A 25,296-nucleotide genomic window follows, 5' to 3' on the forward strand; every position below is an offset into this window, starting at 1 on the left:
CGGTATGGGGCAGGTCACCCACGCGTTACTCACCCGTCCGCCGCTCAGTCAGTTAAGAATCATCCGAAGAATCTCCTTAACTGCTTCGCTCGACTTGCATGTGTTAAGCACGCCGCCAGCGTTCATCCTGAGCCAGGATCAAACTCTCTGATAAAATGTTTGTTCCAAGTTCAAAATCAACATACTAGCTAATTTATCCCTTTTACTGTTTTAAAGGATCTTTCGATCGTTTTGAATTACTTATTCAGAACTTTCGAGGATGTGTTTCATTGTTTAATTATCAAGGATCTTTGCTGTTCCGACTCGGATCAGCTCGTTTATTTTACCACAGAGCTTTTCGTTTGTCAAGAACTTTTTTGATTTATTTTTTGAAGTTTTTTTAACTTCTTCGCTGTTCTTTCGATCAGCAACTCGTTTATTTTATCAAACTCATTCGCTTTTGTCAAGAACTTTTTTGATTTATTTTTTGGATTAGTTTTTTCAAACCTATCACCAACTCTGCTATCTTATCAGATGTGAAACTGTCTGTCAAGAACTTTTTCCACAAAAATATCATTTTGTTTTTGGCTTTTAAACGGAGAAGGAGGGATTTGAACCCTCGCGCCGGTTACCCGACCTACACCCTTAGCAGGGGCGCCTCTTCAGCCACTTGAGTACTTCTCCAAATGCCTAAATATAAAATGATATGTGCAGTCACTCATTCGTGACGCATGGTTTATTATACAAAAACCTTACGTTCTTGTCAACCCGTTTTTTCGAATTTTTTGTTTTTTTCTTACTATTATAGAAAATATGCCTTACAGAACCCAAATCAGCCCCCAGAATAGCAGAAAAGAGCGCATATCACGCTCTTTTCTGAAACCGCTACGCGGTTACGACGGCTTCAATTCTCTTCTTTACCATCTCGGCAATCTCTGTTGTCTTCATTCCCTGGTATTCCTCGTATGGGATCGGGTCGAGAAAATGGACTTCTACCGTTACGGGACGGACGGTATTGGAGTCAAACGGAACAAAACAGTTTTTTAACGCAACCGGCACGATCGGGCATTTTGCTTTTACTGCGATCTTGAAGCTGCCGCTTTTAAACTCCAGCAGCTGGTTTCCCTTTCTGCTCCTCGTTCCTTCCGGAAACAGAATGACGTTTTTGCCTTCTTTTACGACATCGGCCGCCTCATTGATAACCTGCATTGACTGCCGCAGATTTTCCCGGTCCATAAACAGCGCGTGGATGCACGCAAAGACCTGTTTTAAAAACGGAATATGCTCTACCTCTTTTTTGGCAACAACTGTAAAGGTACGCGAGCACGCTCCTGCGATCGCCAGCACATCGTACAGTCCCTGGTGATTCGGATACATCACAAAACCGTCCTGCTCCGGAAGATTTTCTGCTCCATAGGATTCCACAATGACGTTTCCGCCTTTGTTCGCCCGCTGTACAATAAAGCGCAGCATTTTAAAGTGCTCTTCCAGACTGTACTTGTCCGGATGCGCTGCATGGTAACAGAGCCGGCACCACATCCACGGAACCAGAAGCAGATTCCGCAGCACCATCAGTAAAATTCGTTTCATATTTTTCTCCCTTTCCCCAAGCGAGAAAAACGTGCCTGAGCTTTTTTCTCTCAGACACGTTTTGCGACGCTGTATTATTCCTGCGTTTTCTCAGAAGCCGTTTCGTTCTCTTCCATCTCCTCAGACGCCTCTTTGTCTCTTACTTTTGCAATGCTGGCAACCTTGATTTCGCCGTCCACATCCATCAGCTTAACGCCGGATGTGATCCGTCCCATTACAGAAATGCCGGAGCATGGAGTACGGATGATGATTCCCTCTGTGGTGATCATCATGATCTCATTATCCTCGTTGACCGCCTTGGAACCGATCAGGTTTCCGGTCTTTTCGGTAATCTTATAGCATTTGACACCCTTGCCGCCACGGAGCTGTACGGTAAACTCTGCCATCGGCGTCCGTTTGCCCATGCCGTTTTCGGATACGACAAGGAGATAGTCTCCCTGCGTGCAGATCTGCATGCCGACTACTTCATCGCCGTCCAGAAGGTTGATGCCGCGTACACCCATGGAAACACGGCCTGTCGTACGCACATCGTTTTCCTTGAAGCGGATACACTGGCCGAATTTCGTTACCAGAATAATCTCTTTCTCGTTATCAGTTGTCTTAACTTCAATCAGTTCATCATCATCGCGGAGCGCAATGGCAGCAAGACCCGTTTTTCTGACGTTCTCGTACTCTTCGAGCGGCGTCTTCTTCACCAGTCCCTTTTTCGTTGCCATAAACAGATAATGGCCCTTCTCATATTTGCGCATTGGAATAACAGCGGTAATCTTCTCTCCCGGCTGCAGCTGGAGAAGGTTGACAATCGCCGTTCCTCTTGCGGTTCTGGACGCCTCCGGAATCTCGTATGCTTTCAGACGGTAGACTCTTCCCGTATTCGTAAAGAACATGAGGTAATGATGGGTCGTCGTCATCAGAAGCTCCTCGATGTAGTCGTCCTCGATGGTCTGCATGCCCTTGATTCCCTTGCCGCCACGGTTCTGGCTGCGGAAGTTGTCAACGGTCATACGTTTGATATAGCCCAGTTTCGTCATGGTGATGACGGTATTCTCGCGCGGAATCAGATCCTCCATGGAGAGATCGTACTCATCAAAGCCGATGGAAGTTCTTCTGTCATCGCCGTATTTTTCGGATACGGTCAGAATCTCCCTGCGGATAACGCCAAGAAGCACCTTGCGGTCTGCGAGGATGGCTTTTAACTGCTCGATGCGCGCCATCAGCTCTTTGTACTCGTTCTCGAGCTTCTCCCGTTCCAGACCGGTCAGAGCGCGCAGACGCATATCTACGATTGCCTGGGCCTGGGCATCACTCAGATCGAAGCGTTCCATCAGGTTCTTCTTCGCCTCTGCCGCATTCGCGGATGCACGGATGATATGGATCACTTCGTCAATATGGTCAAGCGCTTTTAAGAGTCCTTCCAGAATATGGCTTCTCTCCTGCGCTTTGTTCAGGTCGTATTTCGTTCTTCTCGTCACAACCTCTTCCTGGTGCTGCAGATAATACGTCAGCATCTCCAGAAGGTTCATGACTTTCGGCTGATTGTTTACCAGTGCAAGCATGATCACACCAAAGGTATCCTGCATCTGGGTATGTTTGTACAGCTGGTTTAAGATGACGTTTGCATTGGCGTCGCGGCGCAGTTCGATACAGATGCGCATACCCTCACGGTTGGAGTGGTCCGCAATGCCGGTGATGCCGTCGATCTTTTTATCTCTTACCAGCGCGGCGATGTTCTCGATCAGGCGCGCCTTGTTTACCATGTACGGGATCTCGGTTACGATGATCTCGCTCTTTCCGTTCGGCAGTGTCTCGATGTTTGATACCGCACGAACACGGATTTTACCGCGGCCGGTACGGTAAGCCTCGTCGATGCCGCGGGTGCCGAGGATTTCTGCTCCGGTCGGGAAGTCAGGGCCTTTTACAATGCCGAGAATCTCCTCGAGATCTGTCGTACGGTCCTCCTCGATGATATTATCAATAATTTTTACAATGGCACTTACCACCTCGCGCAGATTGTGCGGCGGGATGTTCGTTGCCATACCGACTGCGATACCGGAAGTACCGTTTACCAGAAGGTTCGGGTAGCGGGCCGGCATAACAACAGGCTCTTTTTCGGTTTCATCAAAGTTCGGGGCGAAGTCTACGGTGTCTTTGTTGATATCCGCCAGCATCTCCATCGAGATTTTGCTTAAACGTGCCTCGGTGTATCGCATAGCCGCAGCGCCGTCGCCGTCGACGGAACCGAAGTTTCCATGGCCGTCCACCATCGGATAACGGGTTGCCCAGTCTTGTGCCATGTTGACGAGTGCTCCGTAGATAGAGCTGTCGCCGTGCGGGTGATATTTACCCATCGTATCACCGACGATACGCGCGCACTTACGGTGCGGCTTATCCGGCGTATTGTTCAGTTCACTCATGGAGTACAGAATACGTCTCTGTACCGGCTTTAAGCCATCGCGGACGTCTGGAAGTGCACGGGATGCAATTACGCTCATCGCATAGTTGATGTAGGATTCCTCCATCGTGTCTTTCAGATCGACCTCGTGAATTTTATCAAAAACATTATCTTCCATCTTTTCCTCCACTTCAGTTCACAGGACTTTTTAGATATCCAGGTTGTTTGCGTATTTTGCTCTCTCTTCGATAAAGTCACGGCGCGGTTCTACCTTGTCGCCCATGAGCGTATTGAAGGTAAGATCAATTTCAGAAGAATACTCTTCATCGAACACAACGCGGCGCAGAACACGGCGTTCTGGGTCCATGGTGGTCTCCCAGAGCTGCTCCGCATCCATCTCTCCCAGTCCTTTGTAACGCTGGATCTTATTATCTCCGCGTCCGATCTCATTGAGGATCTGATTCATCTGATCGTCATCGTATGCGTACCATACTTTTTTGTTTTTCTCAATCTTGAACAGCGGCGGCTGTGCCAGGTAAACGTGGCCCTGTTTGATCAGCTCCGGCATGAAGCGGTACAGGAACGTCAGCATCAGTGTGTCGATGTGCGCGCCGTCGACATCGGCATCGGTCATGATGATGATCTTGTCGTAGCGCAGTTTGGTGATATCGAAATCGTCGTGGATTCCGGTTCCGAATGCCGTAATCATCGCTTTGATCTCGGCATTGGCATAAATTTTATCGAGACGTGCTTTCTCTACATTCAGGATTTTTCCACGCAGAGGCAGGATCGCCTGCGTTGCACGGCTTCTCGCGGATTTTGCGGAACCGCCCGCGGAATCTCCCTCGACCAGGAAGATCTCACAGTTTTTCGGATCCTTGTCGGTACAGTCTGCCAGTTTTCCAGGCAGGGACATACCGTCCAGTGCGGATTTTCTTCTCGTCAGGTCACGCGCTTTTCTTGCAGCCTCTCTCGCACGCTGGGAAAGCAGGGACTTTTCAACGATCGTTTTTGCGACAGCCGGGTTCTGCTCCAGGAACAGCTCGAGCTGAGTGCTCACGATATTGTCGACTGCTCCTCTCGCCTCGCTGTTTCCAAGTTTCTGCTTTGTCTGGCCCTCGAACTGCGGCTCCTCGATTTTGATGCTGACAATCGCCGTCATACCCTCGCGGATATCCTCTCCGGTCAGGTTCGGTTCGCTGTCTTTTAACAGTTTATTTGCTCTTGCATATTCATTAAAGGTTTTCGTCAGCGCATTCCGGAAGCCCACGATATGGGTACCGCCCTCCGGCGTCGTAATGTTGTTGACGAAACCGTACGTATTTTCCTGATAGGAATCGTTGTGCTGCATCGCAACCTCAACGAGAACGCCGTCTCTTTCTCCCTCGCAGTAGATGATGTCCGGGTAGAGCGCCGTTTTGCTCTTGTTCAGGTAGCTGACAAACTCTTTGATACCGCCCTCGTAGTGGAATGCTTTTTCCACTACCGGATCCGTGCGCAGATCGCGCAGAACAATGCGCAGTCCCTTGGTCAGAAATGCGGTCTCGCGGAGTCTTGTTTTTAAAACGTCGTAATCATAAACCGTCTCCTCGAACATCGTGTCATCCGGCAGGAAACGGACCTCGGTACCTGTTTTTTCGATCGGACAGGTATCGATGACCTCCAGCTTATTCATGGTTTTTCCGCGCTCATACCGCTGGAAGTAAACCTTTCCATCGTGATAAACGCGCACCTCAAGCCAGTTGGACAGCGCATTTACAACGGATGCACCAACGCCGTGCAGACCGCCGGATACCTTGTACCCTCCGCCGCCGAACTTTCCGCCTGCGTGCAGCACCGTAAAGACAACCTCAACGGCCGGAAGGCCCGACTTATGATTGATGCCGACCGGAATACCACGGCCGTCGTCGATGACGGTGATGGAGTTGTCCGGGTTAATCGTAACGTCAATATTTTTGCAGTATCCTGCCAGTGCCTCGTCTACCGAGTTGTCGACAATCTCATAGACCAGATGGTGAAGTCCCCGTGCGGAGGTACTGCCGATATACATACCTGGGCGCTTCCGTACGGCTTCCAGACCCTCCAGAATCTGAATCTGGTCTGCACCATACTCTGTCTTTTCCATGTTCTCTGTACTCATTTAGATTCCTCCTGTTTCTTTGTGAAACACAGATCCCTCGACCACCTGGAATACGCTGTTTGCCTCAAAATGATTTTCGACAAACTCGTCCAGTCCGGTACAGGTAATCAGTGTCTGTATGCTGTGAATGCTCTGCAGAAGATAATTCTGCCGGCTGCCGTCCAGCTCCGACAAAACATCATCCAGCAGTAAAACCGGTGTATCGTGAATTTCCTCCTCGACCAGACGGATCTCCGCCAGTTTCAGCGAAAGCGCCGCCGTCCTCTGCTGCCCCTGGGAACCGTATTTACGGATATCAATGTCGTTGACCCGCACACAGAAATCGTCCCGGTGCGGCCCGGTGTAGGACTGTCCGAAACGCAGATCACGCTCTCTTCCGGCTTTTAACTCTTCGGAAAACGCTTCCTCGGACACATTCGGTTCATAGGTAATCAGAATCTGCTCCTTTCCTCCGGTCAGATTCTGATGGATCTCGGATAAAATATCATTCAGGCGGCTGATAAACTTTTTCCGCTCGGAAATAATGCTTTTTCCATAGCGGACCATCTGCTCATCCCAGATCTCGAGCGTATCCGCCATTCTGCCGGAAAACGAAATCTCTTTGAGCAGCTTGTTTCTCTGTGCCACCACTTTATTATAATTGGCAAGCTCGATCATGTATAGTCTTGACAATTGACAAATTTCGCTATCGAGGAAACGCCGGCGCTCCGCAGGACCGTTTTTGATGATATTCAGGTCCTCCGGAGAGAAAAACACAATATTTACAATGCCAAAAAGTTCCGACGCTTTGCGGATCGGAACTCCATCGATGGCGATTCCCTTGGATTTATTTTTTTTCAGATGCATATCGATTTTATGCGTGCTGCCGTTCCGTTCCACCATCATCCGGATATGGGCTTCTTCCCGGTCAAACTGGATGATTTCGCGGTCCTTGCTGCCGCGGTGCGATTTCGTCGTACCCGCCAGATATAAAGCCTCGAGAATATTCGTCTTTCCCTGGGCATTGTCGCCGTAGAGAATATTCGTTCCGGGGCTGATATTTATGCATAAGTTTTCATAATTCCGATAGTTCTTCAGTTCTAAAGATTTGATATACATGAGCACTCGTCCGTGAAAAATCAGCTTAAGTTTTTAAGCCTTATTTTTTAATTTGTATCTCATTTCCATTGTAGCAGACAATATCTCCGTCATAGAGCTTGCGGCCGCGGCGGGTATCTACTTCACCGTTTACGGTCACTTCGCCGTCCTTGATGACGAGCTTTGCTTCCACGCCGTCTTCTACCAGAGCCGCAGCTTTTAATGCCTGGCCCAGTTTGATGTAATCTTCACGCAGCGTAATAATTTCCATTTTTTCCTCCTGCACTGCCGTGCCTTTTCCTCACGTAAGTTCGCAGTTTTCAACCTGTGTGGCTGTAAAACCGCTGAAAGTTCTTTCAGAAAAGGTTCCGGCAGATTTCAAACTTATGTGACTTATCTCACGGAATTGAAGTTTACCGGCAGAATCAGATAGATATAGCTCTCTTCTTCGTTCCGGATAAAACATGGAGCCTTCGGGTTGACCAGATAAATCGAAATTTCCTCGTCGTCAATAACACGAAGTGCATCGATCAGGAATTTCGGGTTAAAACCGATCATAATATCCTTGCCTTCTTTGTTGATATCGATCTCTTCTTTCATGGAACCCATCGCGGAGTTGATCTGCAGTTCCATCGCTCCATCCTGGATGTCGATGATGATCGGTTTTTTGTCGCCTTCTTTGACAAGAAGTGTCGCACGGTCGATACAGCTTAAGAATTCTTTTTTGTTGATCGTCACTTTTGTCTCGTAATCACTCGAAAGCATCTGGTCGATGCGGAAATATTCACCGTCGATCAGTCTGGAAACGACCGTTGTATCATCGAACTTGAACATAATGTGGTTTTCCGAGAAGTAAATATCAATCTGATCATCCATCTCGCCGGACAGAATTTTGCTGATTTCGTTCAGGGTTTTTCCCGGAACAACGACTTTTCGGTCCGGATACGAATCTTTCAGCTCAATTCTGCGGATCGCAATACGGTGTCCGTCCAGAGATACGACGCGAAGTGTGTTATCTTTGATTTCAAAAAGCTCACCGGTCATCAGTTTGTTGTTCTCATTGGCTGCAATGGAGAAAATGGTCTGACGGATCAGTTCTTTTAAGGTGAATTGGGAAATGGAAACACAGTCAGAAGTTTCCAGAATCGGCAGATAGGAAAAATCTTCTCCTGACTGTCCCGGAATATTGAATTTTGCTTTTTCGCAGGTAATTGTTGTTACCAGGTTTTCATCTGTCTCTATTGTAACCTGATTATCCGGAAGTTTTCTTACAATCTCAGAAAAAATCTTTGCATCCAGAGCAACAACACCGCGTTCCAGAATCATACCTGTGACAAGGGTCTCAATTCCGAGTTCCATATCGTTGGAGGTAAACTTGATCTGGCTGGAAGATGCATCAATCAGGATACACTGCAGAATTGGCATCGTAGTTTTACCGGAAACAGCTTTCATCGCAATGGCAACGCTTTTTACAAGGTCTGCTTTGTCAAACACTAATTTCATAATTGTGGATAACTCTCCTTTCCTCACTGCTTGGTGAGTCTGCTTATAAAGAAAAAATATAGTAAAAATCCGTAGTCTTAGTCGTAGGGGCTGTGGATATGTGGAAAACCCCGTCAAGAATGCGGAAATACTGGAAAAATCGATCTGTATAACTCTGTGAATAATCGAACGTGAACCTGTGTATGAAATGTTGATAACTTCAGGCCCCAAATTTGTCCACAATTCATCCACAGGCTTTCCACATCGGTTTGTGTATAAATAAGGGCCTGTCAACCGATGAGTTTCTTCTTATATAAATGTAAATCGTTTTTAACCGTTTTGACAGAGTTACAAAGGCTCCGCCTATTTCGACGGGTTGATCTTCTTCTTTAAGATGTCTACCGTGTTGCGGACACTGTCTTTAGCACTCATTTCCTTTTCGATCTTCTCAATGCCGTGCATGACAGTGGTATGATCGCGGTCGCCCATCATTTTTCCGATTCCGGTCAGCGGGGCATCGAGCATTTCGCGGCACAGATACATTGCGATCTGGCGCGGGAATACGATTTTGCTGCTCCGCTTGCTGCCGACAATGTCGGACGGCGTAATATCGAAGTGATCTGCAACGGTGTCGATGATAAATTCCGGCGTGATGACCTTCTTCTCGTTCGGGGAGATGATGTCGCGCAGCACCTGCTCTGCAAGATCAATGTTGATTTCACGTTTTTCAAGGTTTGCGTATGCAATGATTTTGTTGAGAGCGCCTTCCAACTCACGGATGTTCGATTTAATATTGGAAGCGATGTATTCGATCACATCGTCGCTGACGGAATAGCCATCTAATTCCTGTTTCTTTCGGAGAATGGCGATTCGCGTCTCATAATCCGGGCTCTGGATATCGGCAAGGAGTCCCCATTCGAAACGGGAACGGATGCGGTCTTCCAGGATATCCATGTCTTTCGGGGGACGATCCGAAGAAAGGATGATCTGTTTGTTGGCGCCGTGCAGCGTATTGAAGGTATGGAAAAACTCTTCCTGCGTGGATTCCTTTCCTATAATAAACTGCACATCATCGATGAGAAGTACGTCGATATTGCGGTATTTCTCACGGAATTTGGTCATTGCGGTGTTGTTGCTGTTTCGGATAGCCTCGATGACTTCATTGGTAAATTCTTCACTCGTTACGTAGAGAATCCGCGAAGACGGGTTCTTCTGAAGAATAAAATGTGCGATCGAGTGCATCAGATGGGTTTTGCCCAGTCCAACACCACCGTATAAAAACAGCGGATTGTAGATTTCTCCCGGGGATTCGGCCACGGCGAGAGAAGCTGCATGGGCAAATTTGTTATTGCTGCCGACCACGAAGGTATCAAAGGTATACTTTGGATTCAGGTTCGGCACATAGAGATTTTTCTGGACGGGAGCAGGCGCTTTTTCCTGTTTCACTTCTTCCGGAAGAATAAAGCGGATCTCATAGTTGACACCTGTGATTTCCGCGATTGCCACTTTAATAGGAAGAGTATATTTTTTGCTCACGTAATCGAGACCCATTTTTTCGGATGGAACCAGGATTGTGATCAGATTGTCCTCAACCGAATGGATCGTAAGTGGTTCAATCCATGTAGTAAAGGAGATCTCAGATAATTCGTGCTCGTCCCGCACTCTCTGCAGTATTTCTTTCCATTTATCTTGTACGATTTCCATGCTTTTTCTGTCGCTCCGCTTCTATAATCATTGCTTTTTGGGGATAACTTCTGTCTGGAAAACGAAATTTTCCCCGAATAGTCGCATTTTTACTTCTATATGATATAATAAAATGCCGTTTTATTCAACCCAAAAATGTGGATAATTATTTTTTTATCCACAGAATGTGTAAAAAATTTTCCTGTTGATGAAATGGAGGATAGTTTGTGGATAACAGGGAATCTTATGTTGATAAAATTGTGGATAGAGGGCTGGAAAAACCGAAATGTGTAAAGTCTGGAAAACTTATATACACATTATACATGGCGTAAATACTGGAAAAATTGGAAATGCCCACAGGTTGTACACAGCAAAACCGAAAGTTATCCACAAGGTTATCCACAGATTGTGGATAATGTTGATTACGGTTACAAGATATCGTGTGGAAAGCACAAAAATCGAACTGATATTTGTACGCGTGCGGCGGACAGTGTGGATAAGTTGTGGATAAACCGAAAATCAGCACACGGAAGGCACGGGCAGCGGCAGACCGGAAAACCGCGTCAGAGCGGCATTTTTCCCGAAAAAACTGCGAAAATTATTGATTTTAGGGTTGACGAAATGGGGGTTTATGAATATAATTGAAATGATGTTTTCTGTCATACATGTAGTGAAATACTGCCTTGCAGGCAGTTATTGATTAGAATTTAAAGGAGGTGCCTTATCTTATGAAAATGACATTTCAGCCGAAAAAAAGATCCAGAGCTAAAGTTCACGGATTCAGAGCAAGAATGAGCACAAAAGGTGGAAGAAAAGTTTTAGCTGCAAGAAGATTAAAAGGAAGAAAAAAATTATCAGCATAAAACCAAAGGCCGCATAAAATTTATGTGGTCTTTTCTTCTATCTAAAGCTATTCAATGAAAAGAAAATTTAGACAAATCATGAAGGAAAGAATGGATTCATGAAATATTCGGAAAGCCTGAAAAAAAACAGAGATTTTCAGCTGGTTTATAAGCAGGGAACATCGTTTGCAAACCGATTTCTGGTCATGTATGTGAAGAAAAATCAGCTGGGACGGAACCGGATTGGAATTTCAGTAAGTAAAAAGGTTGGAAACAGCGTTGTGCGCCACCATCTGGCGAGACTGATCCGGGAGAGTTATCGTCTGCATGAAGAGGAATTTCAGTGTGGAATGGATGTAGTTGTGATCGCAAGAGTTAATGCAAAAAACTGTACGTATTTCGAGATAGAGGGAGCACTTTTGCATCTGGGAAAACTGCATCATATATTAAAGGAAACAGAAAAATGAAGACGGTATTGATAAAAGGTATCCGGTTTTATCAGAAGTACCTGTCTCCTCTGAAGAGGGTGCACTGCCCTTATACGCCGACCTGCTCGCAGTACGGGCTGGAAGCGATTCAGAAATATGGTGCTTTCAAAGGAAGTCTGCTGGCATTATGGAGAATACTGAGATGTAACCCGTTTTCACACGGAGGTTACGACCCTGTGCCGTAGATAAATAAGGAGGAAAAGACGTTTTGGATATCGTACTGAGTAAATCAACGTGGCCGATTATCGGGTGGGTATGCCAGATCCTCGGCTGGCTGATCAATGGAATTTATTTTTGTCTGGAAAAAATTGGAATTCCGAACATCGGTATTGCGATTATTCTGTATACGATTATCATTTATCTCGTTCTGACGCCGCTTCAGATCAAGCAGCAGAAGATGTCGAAGATGATGAGCGTAATGCAGCCGGATCTGCAGAGAATTGAAAAGAAATATCAGAACAAAAAAGACCAGGCTTCTCAGATGAAAAAATCTGAAGAGACCATGGCAGTTTATCAGAAATACGGTGTCTCCCCGACAGGAAGCTGCAGTACACTGCTGATTCAGATGCCGATTCTGCTTGCGCTGTACCAGGTTATCTATCATATTCCGGGATATATCGGAAGTGTCCGCAATGTATTCCAGGGACTGACAACACAGATGATGGGTGTATCAGGATATTCTGGAATTCTGACACAGTTTATCACAGATAACCGTGTTACCATGTACAGTAAAGTAAGTGAAACATTAACCGAAAACAACCTTCTGGACATGTTTTATGTGCTGAAACCGTCCCAGTGGACGAAGCTGGCCGATATCAGCGAGTTCTCCGGTATTGCGGATACCATTACAAAAACCGCCGCGGAGTCCAAGCATATCAACATGTTCCTTGGATTTAATATTACACAGTCTCCGATGGATGTCATCCGTGAGGGTATGGCAAACGGATCTGCGCTTCTGATTGCAGGAGCAATTCTGGTGCCGGTTCTGGCATGGTTTACCCAGTGGCTGAACTACAAGCTGATGCCGCAGGCACCATCTTCCAACAACGGAAATAAGACAGCAAACTCCATGGAAAATTCCATGAAGACCATGAACACGGTAATGCCTGTTTTCTCCGCATTTATGTGTTTATCATTCTCCATCGGTATTGGTATTTACTGGATCGCCGGTGCGCTCGTTCGAAGTGTACAGCAGGTTATCATCAACCGCCATATGTCCTCGATCGACATGGATGAGGTGATCCGCAAAAACCAGGAAAAAGCTGCAAAGAAGAGAGAAAAAGCCGGCCTTCCGCCGCAGAAAATCACACAGGCTGCAACGCAGAGTGTGCGTAATATTCAGGTACAGGAGAACGAAGAGCCGTCTGCTGAGGAAAAAGAGGCAGCAAGAAAAGCTTCGACTGAGTATTACAACAGTAATCAGGAATACCGCGCCGGAAGCATCGCTGCGAAAGCAAACATGGTAAAACAGTTTGATGAAAAGAACAGCAAAAAGAAAAAATAGGGGGTAAATCTTTATGGAGTTTATCGAAGTATCCGCAAAAACCGTGGACGACGCTATTACAAAAGCCTGCATTGAGCTTCAGGCTGCCAGCGATAAACTGGAGATCCAGGTCATCAGCGAAGGCAGTTCCGGATTCTTTGGAATCGGAAGTAAACCGGCTGTGATCCGTGCCGCTGTAAAAGCCGCACCGGAAAAAGAACCGGAAGCACCCCAGAAACCAGAGAAAAAAGAGGCAGCTCCTGCACCGGTAAAGGAAGCGCCGAAAAAAGAAGCTGTAAAGAAAGAAACGGAAAGAAAATCTGCTCCGCGTCAGGCAGAAACTGCAAGACGCTCCGAGCCAAGAGAAGAGCGTGAAGTAGTTCAGAGAACAGACGAGGAAATCGCCCAGATCAAGGCAACGGCACTTGAGTTCTTAAGCGGTGTATTCAAAGCCATGGAGCTCCCGGTTGAGATCCAGATGGAGTATAATGCCGAGAACGGTTCTCTTGAAGTTGATTTTGCCGGTGAGGATATGGGCATCCTGATCGGCAAAAGAGGACAGACGCTGGATTCCCTTCAGTATCTGACCAGCCTTGTAGTCAATAAAGAGCAGAAGGATTACGTTCGTGTCAAACTTGATACGGAAAATTACCGCAAGCGCAGAAAAGAAACACTGGAAAACCTGGCAAGAAACATCGCTTACAAAGTGAAAAAGACCAGAAGACCGGTTTCTCTGGAGCCAATGAATCCTTACGAGAGAAGAATCATCCACTCTGCACTGCAGGGAAATAAATTTGTGGAGACCTACAGCGAGGGCAGCGAGCCATATCGCCACGTTGTTGTAGCGCCGAAACGATAAGAAAGCGTAAAAAATATGCAAAAAGACGGTACCTGTGTAAAATACGGGGTACCGTCTTTTCTGGTTTTCTGCTAAAATGGAACTATTCAGAGCCATGCGAGAGGAAAGAAAAAATGTGGATCTGAATACTGGGATCCCCAAAAAGAGAGGTTTTAGAAAGGACTGGAAACAATGGCAGGATTTCATTTGGATGATACGATTGCTGCGGTGTCCACAGCGATGGCGCCGGCGGGAATTGGTATTGTAAGAATCAGCGGAAACGATGCGTTCGAAGTGGCGGACCGCGTATTCCGTGCAAAAAAAGAAGGAAAAAAGCTTTCCGCGGTCAAATCGCACACCATTCATTATGGCTGGATTATCGAAGGGGAGGAAGTGATTGATGAGGTCCTTGTCATGGTAATGAAAGGACCGAAAACATATACGGGCGAGAATACCGTCGAGATCGACTGTCACGGCGGGGTGCTGGCGGTGAAAAAAGTGCTCGAGGCAGTCTTAAATGCCGGTGCGCGGGCGGCAGATCCGGGCGAGTTTACGAAACGGGCGTTTCTGAACGGAAGAATGGATCTGACGCAGGCCGAAGCGGTCATGGATGTTATTTCGGCGAAAAGTGCCTATGCCTTAAAAAGCTCCGAGAGCCAGCTTCGCGGAACGGTGAAAAAGGCGATCCGGGCAATCCGCAAGAAGCTGATTTACGAGATCGCATTTATTGAGTCGGCGCTCGATGACCCGGAGCACATCAGCCTGGACGGGTATCCAAAGCGGCTGGCCCAGGTTGTTGCGGAGCAGAAAAAGCAGGTGGAAAAGCTGCTTGCATCTGCGGATGAGGGCAAGATGATCCAGGAGGGCATCAAGACGGTGATCCTTGGAAAACCGAATGCCGGAAAATCATCGCTTTTAAATCTGCTGGCAGGCGAGGAAAAAGCGATTGTGACGGATATCGCCGGAACGACACGCGACGTGCTCGAGGAAAATCTGGTCTTAAAGGGCATTTCCCTTCGGATTCTGGATACGGCGGGGATCCGAAAAACGGCGGATACGGTCGAGAAAATCGGTGTGGATCGTGCTTTGGAGCATGCAAAGGACGCAGATCTGATTCTCTATGTGGTGGATGCATCCGTGCCGCTTGATGAGAATGATGCAAAAATCATGGAAATCCTGAAAGGGCGCAAGGCGATTGTGCTGCTGAATAAGTCGGATCTGACTGCGGTGATCGAAAAAGAGGAGATGGAGCAAAAGACAGGCGCTCCGGTCATCAGCATTTCCGCGCGGGAAGAGACAGGAATGGAAGAGCTGGAGGAGCAGATGAAAAAGATGTTTTTCCAGGGCGAAATTTCGTTCAACGATGAGGTTTACATTACGAATGCGCGCCACAAGCAGGCACTCTTTGCAGCAAAAAAGAGTCTGGAACTGACGGCAGAAAGTATCGAAATGGGTATGCCGGAGGATTTCTTTTCCATTGATCTTATGAATGCGTATGAGGAGCTGGGTTCGATCATCGGTGAAGCGGTGGGAGAGGACCTTGTGAATGAGATTTTCAGCAAGTTCTGTACAGGTAAATAAAGGCAGCAAATACAGATTACGAAGATCTGCCGGAATAGAGTTACAAGGAACGACAGCCGGATTTTGACAGAGTAGAAAAAGCTTAAGGCAAAATTCAAAGCTGTAGATAGAGAAAGAGGATAAAAGAAAAATGGCAGTTTTAGAAGAAACAATTGATATTGCCGTCATCGGTGCGGGCCATGCGGGATGCGAGGCAGCACTTGCGGCAGCGCGGATGGGGCTGGAAACGGTTGTATTTACGGTAAGTGTCGACAGCATCGCGATGATGCCGTGCAATCCGAACATCGGAGGAACCTCGAAGGGACACCTCGTAAAAGAGATCGACGCGCTCGGCGGCGAGATGGGTAAAAATATTGATAAGACGTTTATTCAGTCGAAAATGCTGAATAAATCAAAGGGACCGGCGGTGCATTCGTTGCGTGCGCAGGCAGACAAGCGGGCGTACAGCCAGTCGATGCGCGAGGTTCTCGAAAATACCGATCATCTGACGATCCGCCAGATGGAGATTGCGGAGCTGATCGTGGAAGACGGCGTTCTGACGGGCGTCAAAGCCGTTTCCGGTGCAATTTACCACTGCAAGGCTGCAGTGCTCTGTACCGGTGTTTACCTGAATGCGCGGTGCATTTACGGTGATGTGAGCACATATACGGGACCGAATGGCCTGCAGGCGGCAACACATCTGACGGATTCGCTGAAGGCAAACGGCGTGGAGATGGTGCGCTTTAAAACAGGAACACCGGCGCGTATCGACAAGCGGAGCATCGACTTCTCCAAGATGGAAGAGCAGTTCGGCGATGAGCGGGTTGTGCCGTTCTCCTTCTCGACCGATCCGGAGAGCGTACAGATTGATCAGGAATCCTGCTGGCTGACGTATACGAACGAGGAGACGCACAAAATCATCCGCGAAAATCTCAGCCGGTCGCCGCTCTATTCCGGCATGATCGAGGGAACTGGTCCGCGGTACTGTCCTTCGATTGAGGATAAAGTCGTAAAATTTGCGGATAAAAACCGTCATCAGGTGTTCCTGGAGCCGGAGGGAAGATACACGAATGAGATGTACGTCGGCGGCATGTCGAGTTCACTGCCGGAGGATGTGCAGATTGCGATGTATCACACCGTGCCGGGTCTGGAGCATGCAAAAATTGTGCGGAATGCGTATGCGATCGAGTATGACTGTATCAATCCGAGACAGCTTCTGCCGTCCCTGGAGTTCAAGGCGATCAAAAATCTGTTTTCCGGCGGCCAGTTTAACGGCAGTTCAGGATACGAGGAAGCTGCGGCACAGGGCCTGATCGCGGGCATCAATGCGGCGCTCCGCGTGCAGGGAAAAGAGGAGCTGGTGCTCGACCGTTCCGAGTCGTACATCGGTGTTCTGATCGATGACCTCGTAACGAAAGAGAACCACGAGCCGTACCGAATGATGACGAGCCGCGCGGAATATCGTCTGCTGCTCCGCCAGGACAATGCGGACCTGCGTCTGCGCAAATACGGCTACCGCGTGGGTCTGATCAGCGAGGAGCAGTATGAGGCACTGAAACGGAAAGAACAGCAGATCCAGGAAGAGATTGAGCGTGTGGAGAACACGTATGTGGGAACGAGCTCGAATGTCAATGAACTGCTGGCAGAATATGGCTCGACGCTGCTTTCCGGCGGAAGCTCACTTGCAGAGCTGATCCGCCGGCCGGAGCTGAACTATAAAATGCTGGCAGAAGTAGATCCGAAAAGACCAAAGCTGCCGGAGGATGTGCAGGAGCAGGTCAACATCAACATCAAGTATGACGGCTACATCAGGCGCCAGATGAAGCAGGTGGAGCAGTTTAAAAAGATGGAAGAGAAGAAGATCCCGGAGAATATCAATTACGACGAGATCCAAAGCCTGCGCATCGAGGCGAAACAGAAGCTGAACCTGTACCGTCCGATCAACATCGGCCAGGCATCCCGTATTTCGGGCGTTTCCCCGGCGGATATTTCGGTTCTGCTGGTGTATCTGGGACATAAATAAATGACAGATATGCATGCCTGAATTACGTTCTTATGCAGCGAAGCAGCAAGTGCTTTCACGCTGTGTGAATCGTAACAAAAAGTGCAGCGGGCACTTGGAAGAATAGAGTAGAACGGAGAACAACATGAAAGAATACAATCTTGAAGGATTTGAGCGCGGCCTTTTTGAGCTTGGAATCACACTTTCCGAACAGCAGAAGACGCAGTTCCTGCAGTATTATGAGCTGCTGGTGGAGTGGAACTCGTTTATGAATCTGACGGCGATTACGGAGTTTGATCAGGTGATTACGAAGCATTTCCTCGACAGCCTGTCGCTGGTGAAGGTCTGTGATGTGGCACAGGCGGGACGCATTCTCGATGTGGGAACGGGAGCCGGTTTTCCGGGAATCCCACTGAAAATCGCGTTTCCGGAGGTGGAAGTTGTACTGCTGGATTCACTGAATAAGAGAGTGAAATTCCTGAATGAGGTGATCGGACAGCTTGGCCTTTCGAAGATTACGGCGGTTCACGGAAGAGCCGAGGATTTCGCACGCCAGAAGGATTACCGGGAGCAGTTTGATCTCGTGGTATCGCGGGCAGTGGCGAATTTAAGCTCGCTTTCGGAGTACTGTCTGCCGTATGTGAAGGTGGGCGGACGGTTTGTTTCGTATAAATCGGGCAAATTGAATGAGGAGCTTGCCGCAGCTCAAAAAGCGATTCATGTGCTCGGCGGCGAAGCAAAAGAGCCGGTCTATTTCCAGCTTACGGGAACCGAGGATGAGCGATCGTTTGTCTGTATCGAGAAGGGGAAGGCAACGCCGAAAAAGTACCCGAGAAAAGCGGGAACACCGGCGAAGGAGCCGATTCAGTAAAAAATTCAAAAAAATAAAAGAAGCGCTGCAAAGAACAGAAGAAAAAAGTTCTTTGCAGCGCTTTTTGACGTTCTGAAAACGTTTAGGATGCCATACAGCAGCCCGGAATCAGAAATCCGATGTAGCTGATGAGGAACAGTACCAGCCAGATCGTTCCAGGCAGGAGTGTCAGATGGCAGGAGGCGCGCTTCCACTCGGCGGGAAGTTTCGCGGTGAGAGAAGAGTAGCCGTCGTCGATCCAGATCATCAGAGGGACGAGCGCCGGCATCAGGTAGCGGCCCTGAGACTGGTAATCGCTGAAATACGTGTTGTACATGTCCATGAACAGCGTGATCAGGCAGGCGAGGAGCAGCATCACAAAGAGGAGACGCTGCGGCTTTTTGCGGAGCCAGTGCGGGACCATGGCAAGGAACAGAAACAGCAGGAATCCGAACGCCATCAGCGCGCCGTACAGCAGATAAAGCACCATCGGGAGATGGACGGTCATGTAGGAGAACGAACCGATGAAGCTGCTGACGGTGGAGAACAGCCAGTTGGAGGTGCGTCCCTCCGGGGTCTGTAAATACGTCTGCTGGAAGCTCCAGCCTTCGGATGCCGGGGTCTGACGATTCTCTGGTTTGTATTCATCGGCTGCGTACAGCGCTGCGGATTCATTCGAGGTGCGCATGCCGAGCAGATCGCCGTCGTGGATGACGGCATTGCGGATGAAGAACCAGCCGCCGATCAGGAAGGCGATAGCGAAAACAGCCAGCGCTTTGACAAAAATTTCTTTTGCCGGTTTCCGGAAATGAATCATCAGCGCGAAGAACAGCAGAATGCTGCACAGCAGGTACGCGTAGGCGTTATAGTACGACAGCGCGCAGAGTCCGCAGCCTGCTCCCAGGCCGATACAGTCTTTTTTGCAGAATGCGCTTTTCATGCCGCGAATCCAGAAATAGATGATCAGTGCGACCGTGAAAACGGCGAACGAGTCGTTGTTCACATAGCAGGAGAGGAACACAAACTGCGGCAGAAAACCGACGAAAATACCGCCGAGCAGTGCGGATTCGCGCCGTTCAAAGAGCTCTTCGCCGATCAGAAACACAACGATCAGTGTGCCGGTGCCGGAAAGGACGCTGGTGAGGCGAGCGGCAGTTAAAAGAGCCGCTGCACTTTTCGTAAACAGCGATGTAATGGCCATAAACACGGAGGTGATGATCGCGGTCAGATACGGATACAGCGCATAGGAGAATCCCCACAGCGGATGGCGCACCGATTCTTCCATGCCGTTCGGCAGTGTGTGGTGTGAGACGATGTATTCCGGAATCAGCATCCGCATCGCCTCATCGGGGGCGTGTTCGGTTTTCAGGAAAATCGAGGTGCCAAAAGAGATGCAGAAAAAGCCGAAAATCAGCATATACTTGGCCCAGTAGTAGTCTTTTTTATTCATAGAGTCTCCTAAAATCTCCAGTCCCGGACGGGAAAAAGTCCGGCGTAATATTTTGCGGCGGAACAAAAATGGAAAAGCGTCCGTCCGCGGATACGTTATAGTATACATGATTCTTATGGTAAAAGAAATTGATTTTTCGTCGAAAAACAAACAAACTGCTCCATGGCTTCACTGTTTTTTCACAAATTTTCCAGCAAATTATCACATTTTCAGAATAAGATAAAGTGTCTTTAGAAAATGAGAGCATCTCCGGCTCTTTCACCCCCAAGGGCGGGCTGGGACTGCTTTAAGAAACAAGGAGGAAGGAAAATTGATAGAGGTTAAAAACCTGGTGAAACGCTATGGTGACCACGTAGCTGTCAACAACCTGAGTTTTACCGTAGAAGAAGGCCAGATCTATGGATTTCTTGGCCCAAACGGTGCCGGAAAATCAACGACCATGAACATCATCACCGGTTATCTGGCATCTACGGAGGGCGAGGTGCTGATCAACGGGCACAACATCCTGGAGGAGCCGGAGGAGGCAAAAAAATGCATCGGCTATCTGCCGGAGCTGCCGCCGGTCTACACGGACATGACCGTTCTGGAATATCTGAAATTCGTGGCGGAATTAAAGAAAATTCCAAAGGATCAGAGAAAGAAACAGATTCTTGAGGTCATGAATCTGGTGAAGATCACCGATATGCAGAACCGTCTGATCAAGAACCTGTCGAAAGGATACCGTCAGAGAGTCGGACTGGCACAGGCAGTGCTCGGTTATCCGCCGATCATCATCCTCGATGAGCCGACGGTAGGCCTGGATCCCAAGCAGATCATTGAGATCCGCGACCTGATCAAATCACTGGGCAAAAAACATACCGTTATCTTAAGTTCCCATATCCTTTCCGAGGTCAGCGCCGTCTGCGATTACGTCATGATTATCGCAAAGGGACAGCTCGTTGCGAGTGATACCCCGGAAAACTTAAGTAAACTGATGCTTGGATCAAACACGGTTACATGTACCGTTCACGGAACGAGAAAGCAGCTGGTTCCGGCGCTTAATGCGCTCGATGCAAAAGAGATCCAATATGAAAATACGCCGAATGAGGAGCAGATTAAGGTAAAAATTACCACGGAAAAGGATAAGGATATCCGCGAGGAGCTGTTCTATGCACTGGCAAAGGCCAACTGCCCGATCCTCGAGCTGACTTCCTCCTCGATGTCTCTGGAAGACGTCTTCCTGGAGCTGACCGATGATTCCGGAAAGGCTGCAAGAAAGCTGAAAAAAGTAGAGAAAGAACAGCTGAAACAAAAAGAATGTGAAAAAGAATGTGAACCAGAAGCAGACAAAACGGCTGTCGGGGAAACGTCTGAAGAAAAAAGCACAGATGCAGCGGAATCAGCCGCTGAAACAAAACAGGAGGAGGGAGACGCACAATGACGGCGATTTATAAAAAAGAGTTAAAAAGCTATCTGACAAGCATGATCGGATATCTGTTTATGGCGTTTACTCTGGCGCTGTTCGGCCTGTATTTTACGGCCATCAACCTGCAGCAGGGTTACCCGGAGATCGGATACGCGCTGCAGAATTCCGCATTTATTCTGCTGATCGCAGTACCGGTTCTGACAATGCGTGTCCTGTCGGAGGAGCAGAAAAATAAGACGGATCAGCTGCTCCTTACCGCACCGGTAAAAATTTCCGATATTATCCTTGGAAAATATCTGGCACTTCTCACCATTTATGTGATTCCAGTGCTGATTATGTGCCTGTATCCGCTGCTTCTTGGAACCCACGGAACAGTTTCCTACGCTGTATCCTACACTTCGATCCTTGGCTATTTCCTGCTGGGAGCAGCCTATATTTCGGTCGGTGTGTTCGTTTCCTCCATCACCGAGAGCCAGGTCATCGCAGCCGTTGTCGGCTTTGTGATCCTGTTCCTGTGCTACGTGGAGAGCGGTATCGCAAACTTCTTCCCGGAAGGAGCCGGAAGCTCTTTCTTTGCTTTCTTTATCATCATTGCACTGGTATGCCTCTGGATCGGCAGTATGATTAAAAACCCGATCATTACAGGTGTGATTGCCGTGATCGGCGAAGGCGCGCTGACGGCAGTTTACTTTACAAAATCCACCCTTCTCGAGGGCAAAATCCAGGATCTGCTCGGTGTATTCAACATGGCAGGCCATATGGATAACTTTGTGAACGGTATTCTGGACATTGGCGGTGTTGTTTACTACCTGTCCGTCATTGCAATCTGCACTTTCCTTGCAATGCAGTCCCTGCAGAAGAAACGCTGGAATTAGGAGGTGGAGACGATGAGCAGCGAAAAGAAAGAAAAGAAACAGCATAAAATGAATTTTAATATTAAAGAAAAGCTGAAAAAGACGTTCTCCAAAGAACATCTGAAGGAAGTGTTTACCGGCGAGGAGCAGAAAAAGCATCTGAAACAGGGCTCTTATTCTTCGATTATGACGGTGATTGTTCTGGCTGTGATTGTGGTTATTAACCTGATTGTGGCGCAGATTCCGACCAGCAAAACACAGATTGACCTGAGTACGCAGAAAATGTATTCCATTACAGATGAGACGAAAACGGCATTAAAGGATCTCGATCAAGACGTTACCCTGTATTATATTGTGCAGAAGGGCAGTGAGGATGACACCATCGAGAAGCTGCTGGAGCACTACGATGAGCTTTCTGACCATATCAAAGTAGAGACAAAAGACCCGGATCTGTATCCGAAATTTACGAGTCAGTATACCGATCAGACGGTAGCTGCAAACAGTGTAATTGTCGTATGCGGCGATAAGAGCAAGGTGGTCAGCAACAGTGATATGTGGGAGACTTCCACAAACTATCAGACCTATCAGACACAGACAACCGGCTTTGACGGCGAGGGTCAGATTACCAGCGCCATCACGTATGTGACGAGTGAAAACAACCCGAAGGTTTACTGGGTAACCGGCCACGGCGAGGCTTCCGAGAGTGATCTCTCTACAAACTTCAGTGATGCCATTAACAAAAACAATGTGGAAATCAGTGATCTTGCCCTGATGACAGACGATATCCCGGAGGATGCCGAGGAGCTTGTGATCATGTCCCCGACCACCGATTTCTCCGAGGATGAGGCAAATAAAGTCATTACCTACCTGGAAAACGGCGGAAAACTTCTGATGTTCACCAGCTATACCGGAACGGATATGCCGAATCTGGATTCCATACTGGAGAACTACGGCGTGAAACGCTCCAGTGGAATTGTTGTAGAGACCGATTCCCAGCATTATTATCCGCAGATGCCGTATTATCTGCTGCCGAACATTCAGAGTGATGACATTACAACCGAAGTAAAGAGTAATTACATTCTGATGCCGGTTGCACAGGCAATTCAGAAGCTCGATTCTTATCGTGATACCATTACGATCAAGAGCCTTCTGACGACCACCGAGGACGCTTATATTGAAAATGATCCGGAGAACAGCACCTGGTCGAAGAGCGCGGACAGTGAGACGGGCGCATTTGACCTTGGCGTTTCCATCACAGAGACCGTAGATGATAAAGAGACACAGATTATTTATTTCTCGAGTGCATCGATGCTGAGCAGCCAGATTGACCAGGCAATCAGCGGTGCGAACTCGAAGCTGGCAGCGACTGCACTGACCTCCATGTGTGATGTGGAGCAGACCGTTGTTATTCCAAGCAAGAGCACAAGCTATACAAACCTGGTATTTACACAGGGAGCAGTTAACACCTGGTCTATTATTACCATTGCGGGAATTCCGCTGGTACTTGTTGTGATTGGCGTGATGATCTGGATGAAGAGGAGAAAACAGTGATGAAGAAAAAAGGAAAGATGGCGGCCTGCCTGATCCTTTTGGTACTGCTTCTTGCCGTATTGGTGGTGCTGACGAAGAAAAACAGCACCGCCGATGCGGACAGCAGCAGTTCGGATTCTGGTGCAGACGCCGAAAAAGTGGTTGATTTTTCAAAAGATGATGTAACAGCGCTTTCGTTCCGGATCAACGGAGAGACGGTGTCTTTTACGAAAACAGCAGAAGACGATGATACCGATATCTGGACATACGACCAGGAGGATGGATTCCCACTGGATGAGGGCAAGATAACGAGCGTTTTAAGCTCTCTTAGCAGCATGACAGCAGAAAGAGTCATTGAAGGCGATGAAATCGATTCTATGGCCGATTTCGGGCTCGAGACGCCGTCTCAGGAGGTTATAGTGACTGCGGGAGACGAGAAAACGACGATTCATGTCGGAGATAAGAACAGCTCGAGCAGATACTATATTTATCTGAACGATGATACGAGTAAGGTTTATCTGGTAAGCACATCGCTTGGAACGATGTTCCCGTCCGATATGATGGAGTGGGCGACAACGGAATCCATGCCATCTGTGACGGCGGAAAACATTACAAAGCTGCAGGTGGAGGGTGAGAACGGATATACGCTGACAAAAGAAGTAAGCGCTGCTGATTCGGCACTTCAGACGGATGAATGGCAGGTTGTGGACGCAGATGGAGCGGCACATGGCGGTGATGCGGATTCGATCGGCACCATGACAAGTGCAGTGGCATCTCTTAGCTTTGGAGATCTTGTTACGTACAACGCATCGGATCTTTCCCAGTACGGACTGGATCAGCCAAAGACGACGATTCGCGTGCATTACACGGAAGAGCAGGAGGTTGAGGCTGACGATACAACAACGGCAGATACTTCTTCGGATTCCACAACAGATTCTGCATCAAGCGACAGCACTGCAACGAGCTCTTCTTCCGAAACGACAACCGTTACGGTGGAGAAAGATCTGGTATTGTATGTCGGCAATGCAAATGAGGACGGCGGTTCTTATTACGTGAAGCTGGACGGCTCGAATGAAGTTCATCTGATGACGGCTTCGAACGTTGAAACCTTCACCGGAAAGAAGGCATCTGATTTTTGGAACATGTATATCGGCATGGAAAATGTATCGGATCTGACGAGTCTTGATATTACGTATAACGGCGAGACGAAGACGTATGTACGCCATGTGGAAGAGAAAAAGGATGACGACAGCGATTCCACAACACAGGAAATCAGTTACACCTGCGGCGATGAAACGATTGATAAATCAACGTTTACCACATTCTATTCTTCACTCATTGGCCTGAAGGCGCAGACGAAGGATGAGAGCCTCGTACAGGCCAAGGATGCCGAGTTTACCGCAGTCTTCCATATGACAGACGGCGACCTGACATTTGCTTACAGCCCGTATGATTCAAGCTTCTATTACACGGTAGATGAGGACGGAGTGCCGTCTCTTGTGAATAAAAATAACGTGAAGACCATGGTGGAAAATTACGGGAAACTGCTTGCGGCAAAGACGGAGGATGACAGTTCTTCGGATTCGGCGGAATAAGGATTCAGTGAAAGCTGATTGTTCAAAAAACGGAGGATTTACTGACATGGAAAAAT

Annotated in this window: 20 protein-coding genes, 1 tRNA gene and 1 rRNA gene; 12 read left to right on the forward strand and 10 right to left on the reverse strand. The window is 48.0% G+C overall.

The window, feature by feature from the left end; all coding sequences use genetic code 11:
* The 9 genes from DWX26_RS13935 to dnaA form a co-directional block, all read right to left on the reverse strand.
* Positions 1-154: ribosomal RNA gene (locus DWX26_RS13935) — 16S ribosomal RNA — on the reverse strand; the annotation flags it as partial.
* Positions 155-575: 421 nt separating this feature from the next.
* Positions 576-663 (reverse strand) — tRNA-Ser (locus DWX26_RS13940).
* A 201-nt stretch (positions 664-864) separates the two neighbouring features.
* On the reverse strand, positions 865-1,569 hold the full coding sequence (locus tag DWX26_RS13945) for a lysophospholipid acyltransferase family protein (protein ID WP_117802689.1): 705 nt from the start codon (positions 1,567-1,569) through the stop codon (positions 865-867).
* Positions 1,570-1,643: 74 nt separating this feature from the next.
* Positions 1,644-4,139 (reverse strand): DNA gyrase subunit A, encoded by a 2,496-nt coding sequence (gene gyrA / locus DWX26_RS13950; RefSeq protein WP_118601647.1) that lies wholly within the window; start codon positions 4,137-4,139, stop codon positions 1,644-1,646.
* Between the two features lie 30 nt (positions 4,140-4,169).
* Positions 4,170-6,101: a DNA topoisomerase (ATP-hydrolyzing) subunit B gene (gene gyrB / locus DWX26_RS13955; protein WP_022462277.1), complete on the reverse strand. Its 1,932-nt coding sequence runs from the start codon at positions 6,099-6,101 to the stop codon at positions 4,170-4,172.
* The gene (recF, locus tag DWX26_RS13960) at positions 6,102-7,199 is read right to left on the reverse strand and encodes a DNA replication/repair protein RecF (protein ID WP_117802688.1); all 1,098 of its coding nucleotides are present in this window, start codon (positions 7,197-7,199) and stop codon (positions 6,102-6,104) included. It lies immediately after the preceding gene.
* A gap of 40 nt (positions 7,200-7,239) precedes the next feature.
* Positions 7,240-7,449 (reverse strand): RNA-binding S4 domain-containing protein, encoded by a 210-nt coding sequence (locus tag DWX26_RS13965; protein ID WP_117802687.1) that lies wholly within the window; start codon positions 7,447-7,449, stop codon positions 7,240-7,242.
* Between the two features lie 122 nt (positions 7,450-7,571).
* Entirely contained in the window at positions 7,572-8,681 is a 1,110-nt protein-coding gene (gene dnaN, locus DWX26_RS13970; protein ID WP_117762031.1) for a DNA polymerase III subunit beta, read from the reverse strand.
* 342 nt (positions 8,682-9,023) lie between these two features.
* The gene (gene dnaA, locus DWX26_RS13975; RefSeq protein WP_022462273.1) at positions 9,024-10,364 is read right to left on the reverse strand and encodes a chromosomal replication initiator protein DnaA; all 1,341 of its coding nucleotides are present in this window, start codon (positions 10,362-10,364) and stop codon (positions 9,024-9,026) included.
* A 707-nt stretch (positions 10,365-11,071) separates the two neighbouring features.
* On the opposite strand from dnaA, the gene rpmH reads away from it, so the two are divergent.
* The 8 genes from rpmH to rsmG all read left to right on the forward strand — a co-directional run bounded on the left by rpmH (position 11,072) and on the right by rsmG (position 18,427).
* The gene (gene rpmH / locus DWX26_RS13980) at positions 11,072-11,206 is read left to right on the forward strand and encodes a 50S ribosomal protein L34 (RefSeq protein ID WP_005952426.1); all 135 of its coding nucleotides are present in this window, start codon (positions 11,072-11,074) and stop codon (positions 11,204-11,206) included.
* 98 nt (positions 11,207-11,304) lie between these two features.
* Positions 11,305-11,652, forward strand: coding sequence for a ribonuclease P protein component (rnpA, locus tag DWX26_RS13985; RefSeq protein ID WP_022462272.1), 348 nt, complete (start codon positions 11,305-11,307; stop codon positions 11,650-11,652).
* Positions 11,649-11,858, forward strand: a complete 210-nt coding sequence (gene yidD, locus DWX26_RS13990; RefSeq protein WP_022462271.1) for a membrane protein insertion efficiency factor YidD — start codon at positions 11,649-11,651, stop codon at positions 11,856-11,858. The genes rnpA and yidD overlap by 4 nt, the downstream gene beginning before the upstream one ends.
* Before the next feature lie 23 nt (positions 11,859-11,881).
* On the forward strand, positions 11,882-13,177 hold the full coding sequence (yidC, locus tag DWX26_RS13995) for a YidC/Oxa1 family membrane protein insertase (protein WP_118601648.1): 1,296 nt from the start codon (positions 11,882-11,884) through the stop codon (positions 13,175-13,177).
* A 13-nt stretch (positions 13,178-13,190) separates the two neighbouring features.
* Positions 13,191-14,015, forward strand: coding sequence for an RNA-binding cell elongation regulator Jag/EloR (gene jag, locus DWX26_RS14000; RefSeq protein ID WP_022462269.1), 825 nt, complete (start codon positions 13,191-13,193; stop codon positions 14,013-14,015).
* A 171-nt stretch (positions 14,016-14,186) separates the two neighbouring features.
* Positions 14,187-15,575 (forward strand): tRNA uridine-5-carboxymethylaminomethyl(34) synthesis GTPase MnmE, encoded by a 1,389-nt coding sequence (gene mnmE / locus DWX26_RS14005; RefSeq protein WP_118601649.1) that lies wholly within the window; start codon positions 14,187-14,189, stop codon positions 15,573-15,575.
* A 130-nt stretch (positions 15,576-15,705) separates the two neighbouring features.
* On the forward strand, positions 15,706-17,577 hold the full coding sequence (gene mnmG, locus DWX26_RS14010; protein WP_118601650.1) for a tRNA uridine-5-carboxymethylaminomethyl(34) synthesis enzyme MnmG: 1,872 nt from the start codon (positions 15,706-15,708) through the stop codon (positions 17,575-17,577).
* 124 nt (positions 17,578-17,701) lie between these two features.
* On the forward strand, positions 17,702-18,427 hold the full coding sequence (gene rsmG, locus DWX26_RS14015) for a 16S rRNA (guanine(527)-N(7))-methyltransferase RsmG (RefSeq protein WP_117762026.1): 726 nt from the start codon (positions 17,702-17,704) through the stop codon (positions 18,425-18,427).
* A gap of 82 nt (positions 18,428-18,509) precedes the next feature.
* Here the strand turns inward: rsmG and DWX26_RS14020 are convergent, their stop codons facing one another.
* Positions 18,510-19,856 (reverse strand): ArnT family glycosyltransferase, encoded by a 1,347-nt coding sequence (locus DWX26_RS14020; protein ID WP_158580615.1) that lies wholly within the window; start codon positions 19,854-19,856, stop codon positions 18,510-18,512.
* A gap of 310 nt (positions 19,857-20,166) precedes the next feature.
* Between DWX26_RS14020 and DWX26_RS14025 the strand changes: the two genes are divergently transcribed.
* From DWX26_RS14025 to DWX26_RS14040, 4 genes are read left to right on the forward strand one after another with little or no spacing between them, the layout of a single operon-like run.
* Positions 20,167-21,276 carry an ABC transporter ATP-binding protein gene (locus DWX26_RS14025; RefSeq protein WP_118601652.1) on the forward strand — a complete coding sequence of 370 codons (1,110 nt, stop codon included), beginning with the start codon at positions 20,167-20,169 and terminating at the stop codon, positions 21,274-21,276.
* Complete coding sequence (locus DWX26_RS14030; protein WP_022462025.1) at positions 21,273-22,136, forward strand: ABC transporter permease subunit; 864 nt, start codon at positions 21,273-21,275, stop codon at positions 22,134-22,136. The genes DWX26_RS14025 and DWX26_RS14030 overlap by 4 nt, the downstream gene beginning before the upstream one ends.
* A 12-nt stretch (positions 22,137-22,148) precedes the next feature.
* The gene (locus DWX26_RS14035) at positions 22,149-23,666 is read left to right on the forward strand and encodes a GldG family protein (protein WP_022462024.1); all 1,518 of its coding nucleotides are present in this window, start codon (positions 22,149-22,151) and stop codon (positions 23,664-23,666) included.
* Positions 23,666-25,240 (forward strand): DUF4340 domain-containing protein, encoded by a 1,575-nt coding sequence (locus DWX26_RS14040; RefSeq protein ID WP_118601653.1) that lies wholly within the window; start codon positions 23,666-23,668, stop codon positions 25,238-25,240. Before DWX26_RS14035 ends, DWX26_RS14040 begins: the two co-directional genes overlap by 1 nt.
* Positions 25,241-25,296: the final 56 nt, after the last annotated feature.

It is taken from the genome of Blautia sp. AF19-1, assembly GCF_003479155.1.
Lineage (GTDB): Bacteria > Bacillota > Clostridia > Lachnospirales > Lachnospiraceae > Fusicatenibacter > Fusicatenibacter saccharivorans.

What these genes read in the sequence shown, in the direction of transcription:
- rsmG (WP_117762026.1), top strand. Translation starts at nt 17,702, where the DNA reads ATGAAAGAATACAATCTTGAAGGATTTGAGCGCGGCCTTTTTGAGCTT.
- dnaN (WP_117762031.1), bottom strand. Translation starts at nt 8,681, where the DNA reads ATGAAATTAGTGTTTGACAAAGCAGACCTTGTAAAAAGCGTTGCCATT.
- yidD (WP_022462271.1), top strand. Translation starts at nt 11,649, where the DNA reads ATGAAGACGGTATTGATAAAAGGTATCCGGTTTTATCAGAAGTACCTG.
- gyrA (WP_118601647.1), bottom strand. Translation starts at nt 4,139, where the DNA reads ATGGAAGATAATGTTTTTGATAAAATTCACGAGGTCGATCTGAAAGAC.
- DWX26_RS14040 (WP_118601653.1), top strand. Translation starts at nt 23,666, where the DNA reads ATGAAGAAAAAAGGAAAGATGGCGGCCTGCCTGATCCTTTTGGTACTG.
- mnmG (WP_118601650.1), top strand. Translation starts at nt 15,706, where the DNA reads ATGGCAGTTTTAGAAGAAACAATTGATATTGCCGTCATCGGTGCGGGC.
- dnaA (WP_022462273.1), bottom strand. Translation starts at nt 10,364, where the DNA reads ATGGAAATCGTACAAGATAAATGGAAAGAAATACTGCAGAGAGTGCGG.
- DWX26_RS14020 (WP_158580615.1), bottom strand. Translation starts at nt 19,856, where the DNA reads ATGAATAAAAAAGACTACTACTGGGCCAAGTATATGCTGATTTTCGGC.
- recF (WP_117802688.1), bottom strand. Translation starts at nt 7,199, where the DNA reads ATGTATATCAAATCTTTAGAACTGAAGAACTATCGGAATTATGAAAAC.
- DWX26_RS13945 (WP_117802689.1), bottom strand. Translation starts at nt 1,569, where the DNA reads ATGAAACGAATTTTACTGATGGTGCTGCGGAATCTGCTTCTGGTTCCG.
- DWX26_RS13965 (WP_117802687.1), bottom strand. Translation starts at nt 7,449, where the DNA reads ATGGAAATTATTACGCTGCGTGAAGATTACATCAAACTGGGCCAGGCA.
- gyrB (WP_022462277.1), bottom strand. Translation starts at nt 6,101, where the DNA reads ATGAGTACAGAGAACATGGAAAAGACAGAGTATGGTGCAGACCAGATT.
- DWX26_RS14035 (WP_022462024.1), top strand. Translation starts at nt 22,149, where the DNA reads ATGAGCAGCGAAAAGAAAGAAAAGAAACAGCATAAAATGAATTTTAAT.
- rnpA (WP_022462272.1), top strand. Translation starts at nt 11,305, where the DNA reads ATGAAATATTCGGAAAGCCTGAAAAAAAACAGAGATTTTCAGCTGGTT.
- mnmE (WP_118601649.1), top strand. Translation starts at nt 14,187, where the DNA reads ATGGCAGGATTTCATTTGGATGATACGATTGCTGCGGTGTCCACAGCG.
- jag (WP_022462269.1), top strand. Translation starts at nt 13,191, where the DNA reads ATGGAGTTTATCGAAGTATCCGCAAAAACCGTGGACGACGCTATTACA.
- rpmH (WP_005952426.1), top strand. Translation starts at nt 11,072, where the DNA reads ATGAAAATGACATTTCAGCCGAAAAAAAGATCCAGAGCTAAAGTTCAC.
- DWX26_RS14030 (WP_022462025.1), top strand. Translation starts at nt 21,273, where the DNA reads ATGACGGCGATTTATAAAAAAGAGTTAAAAAGCTATCTGACAAGCATG.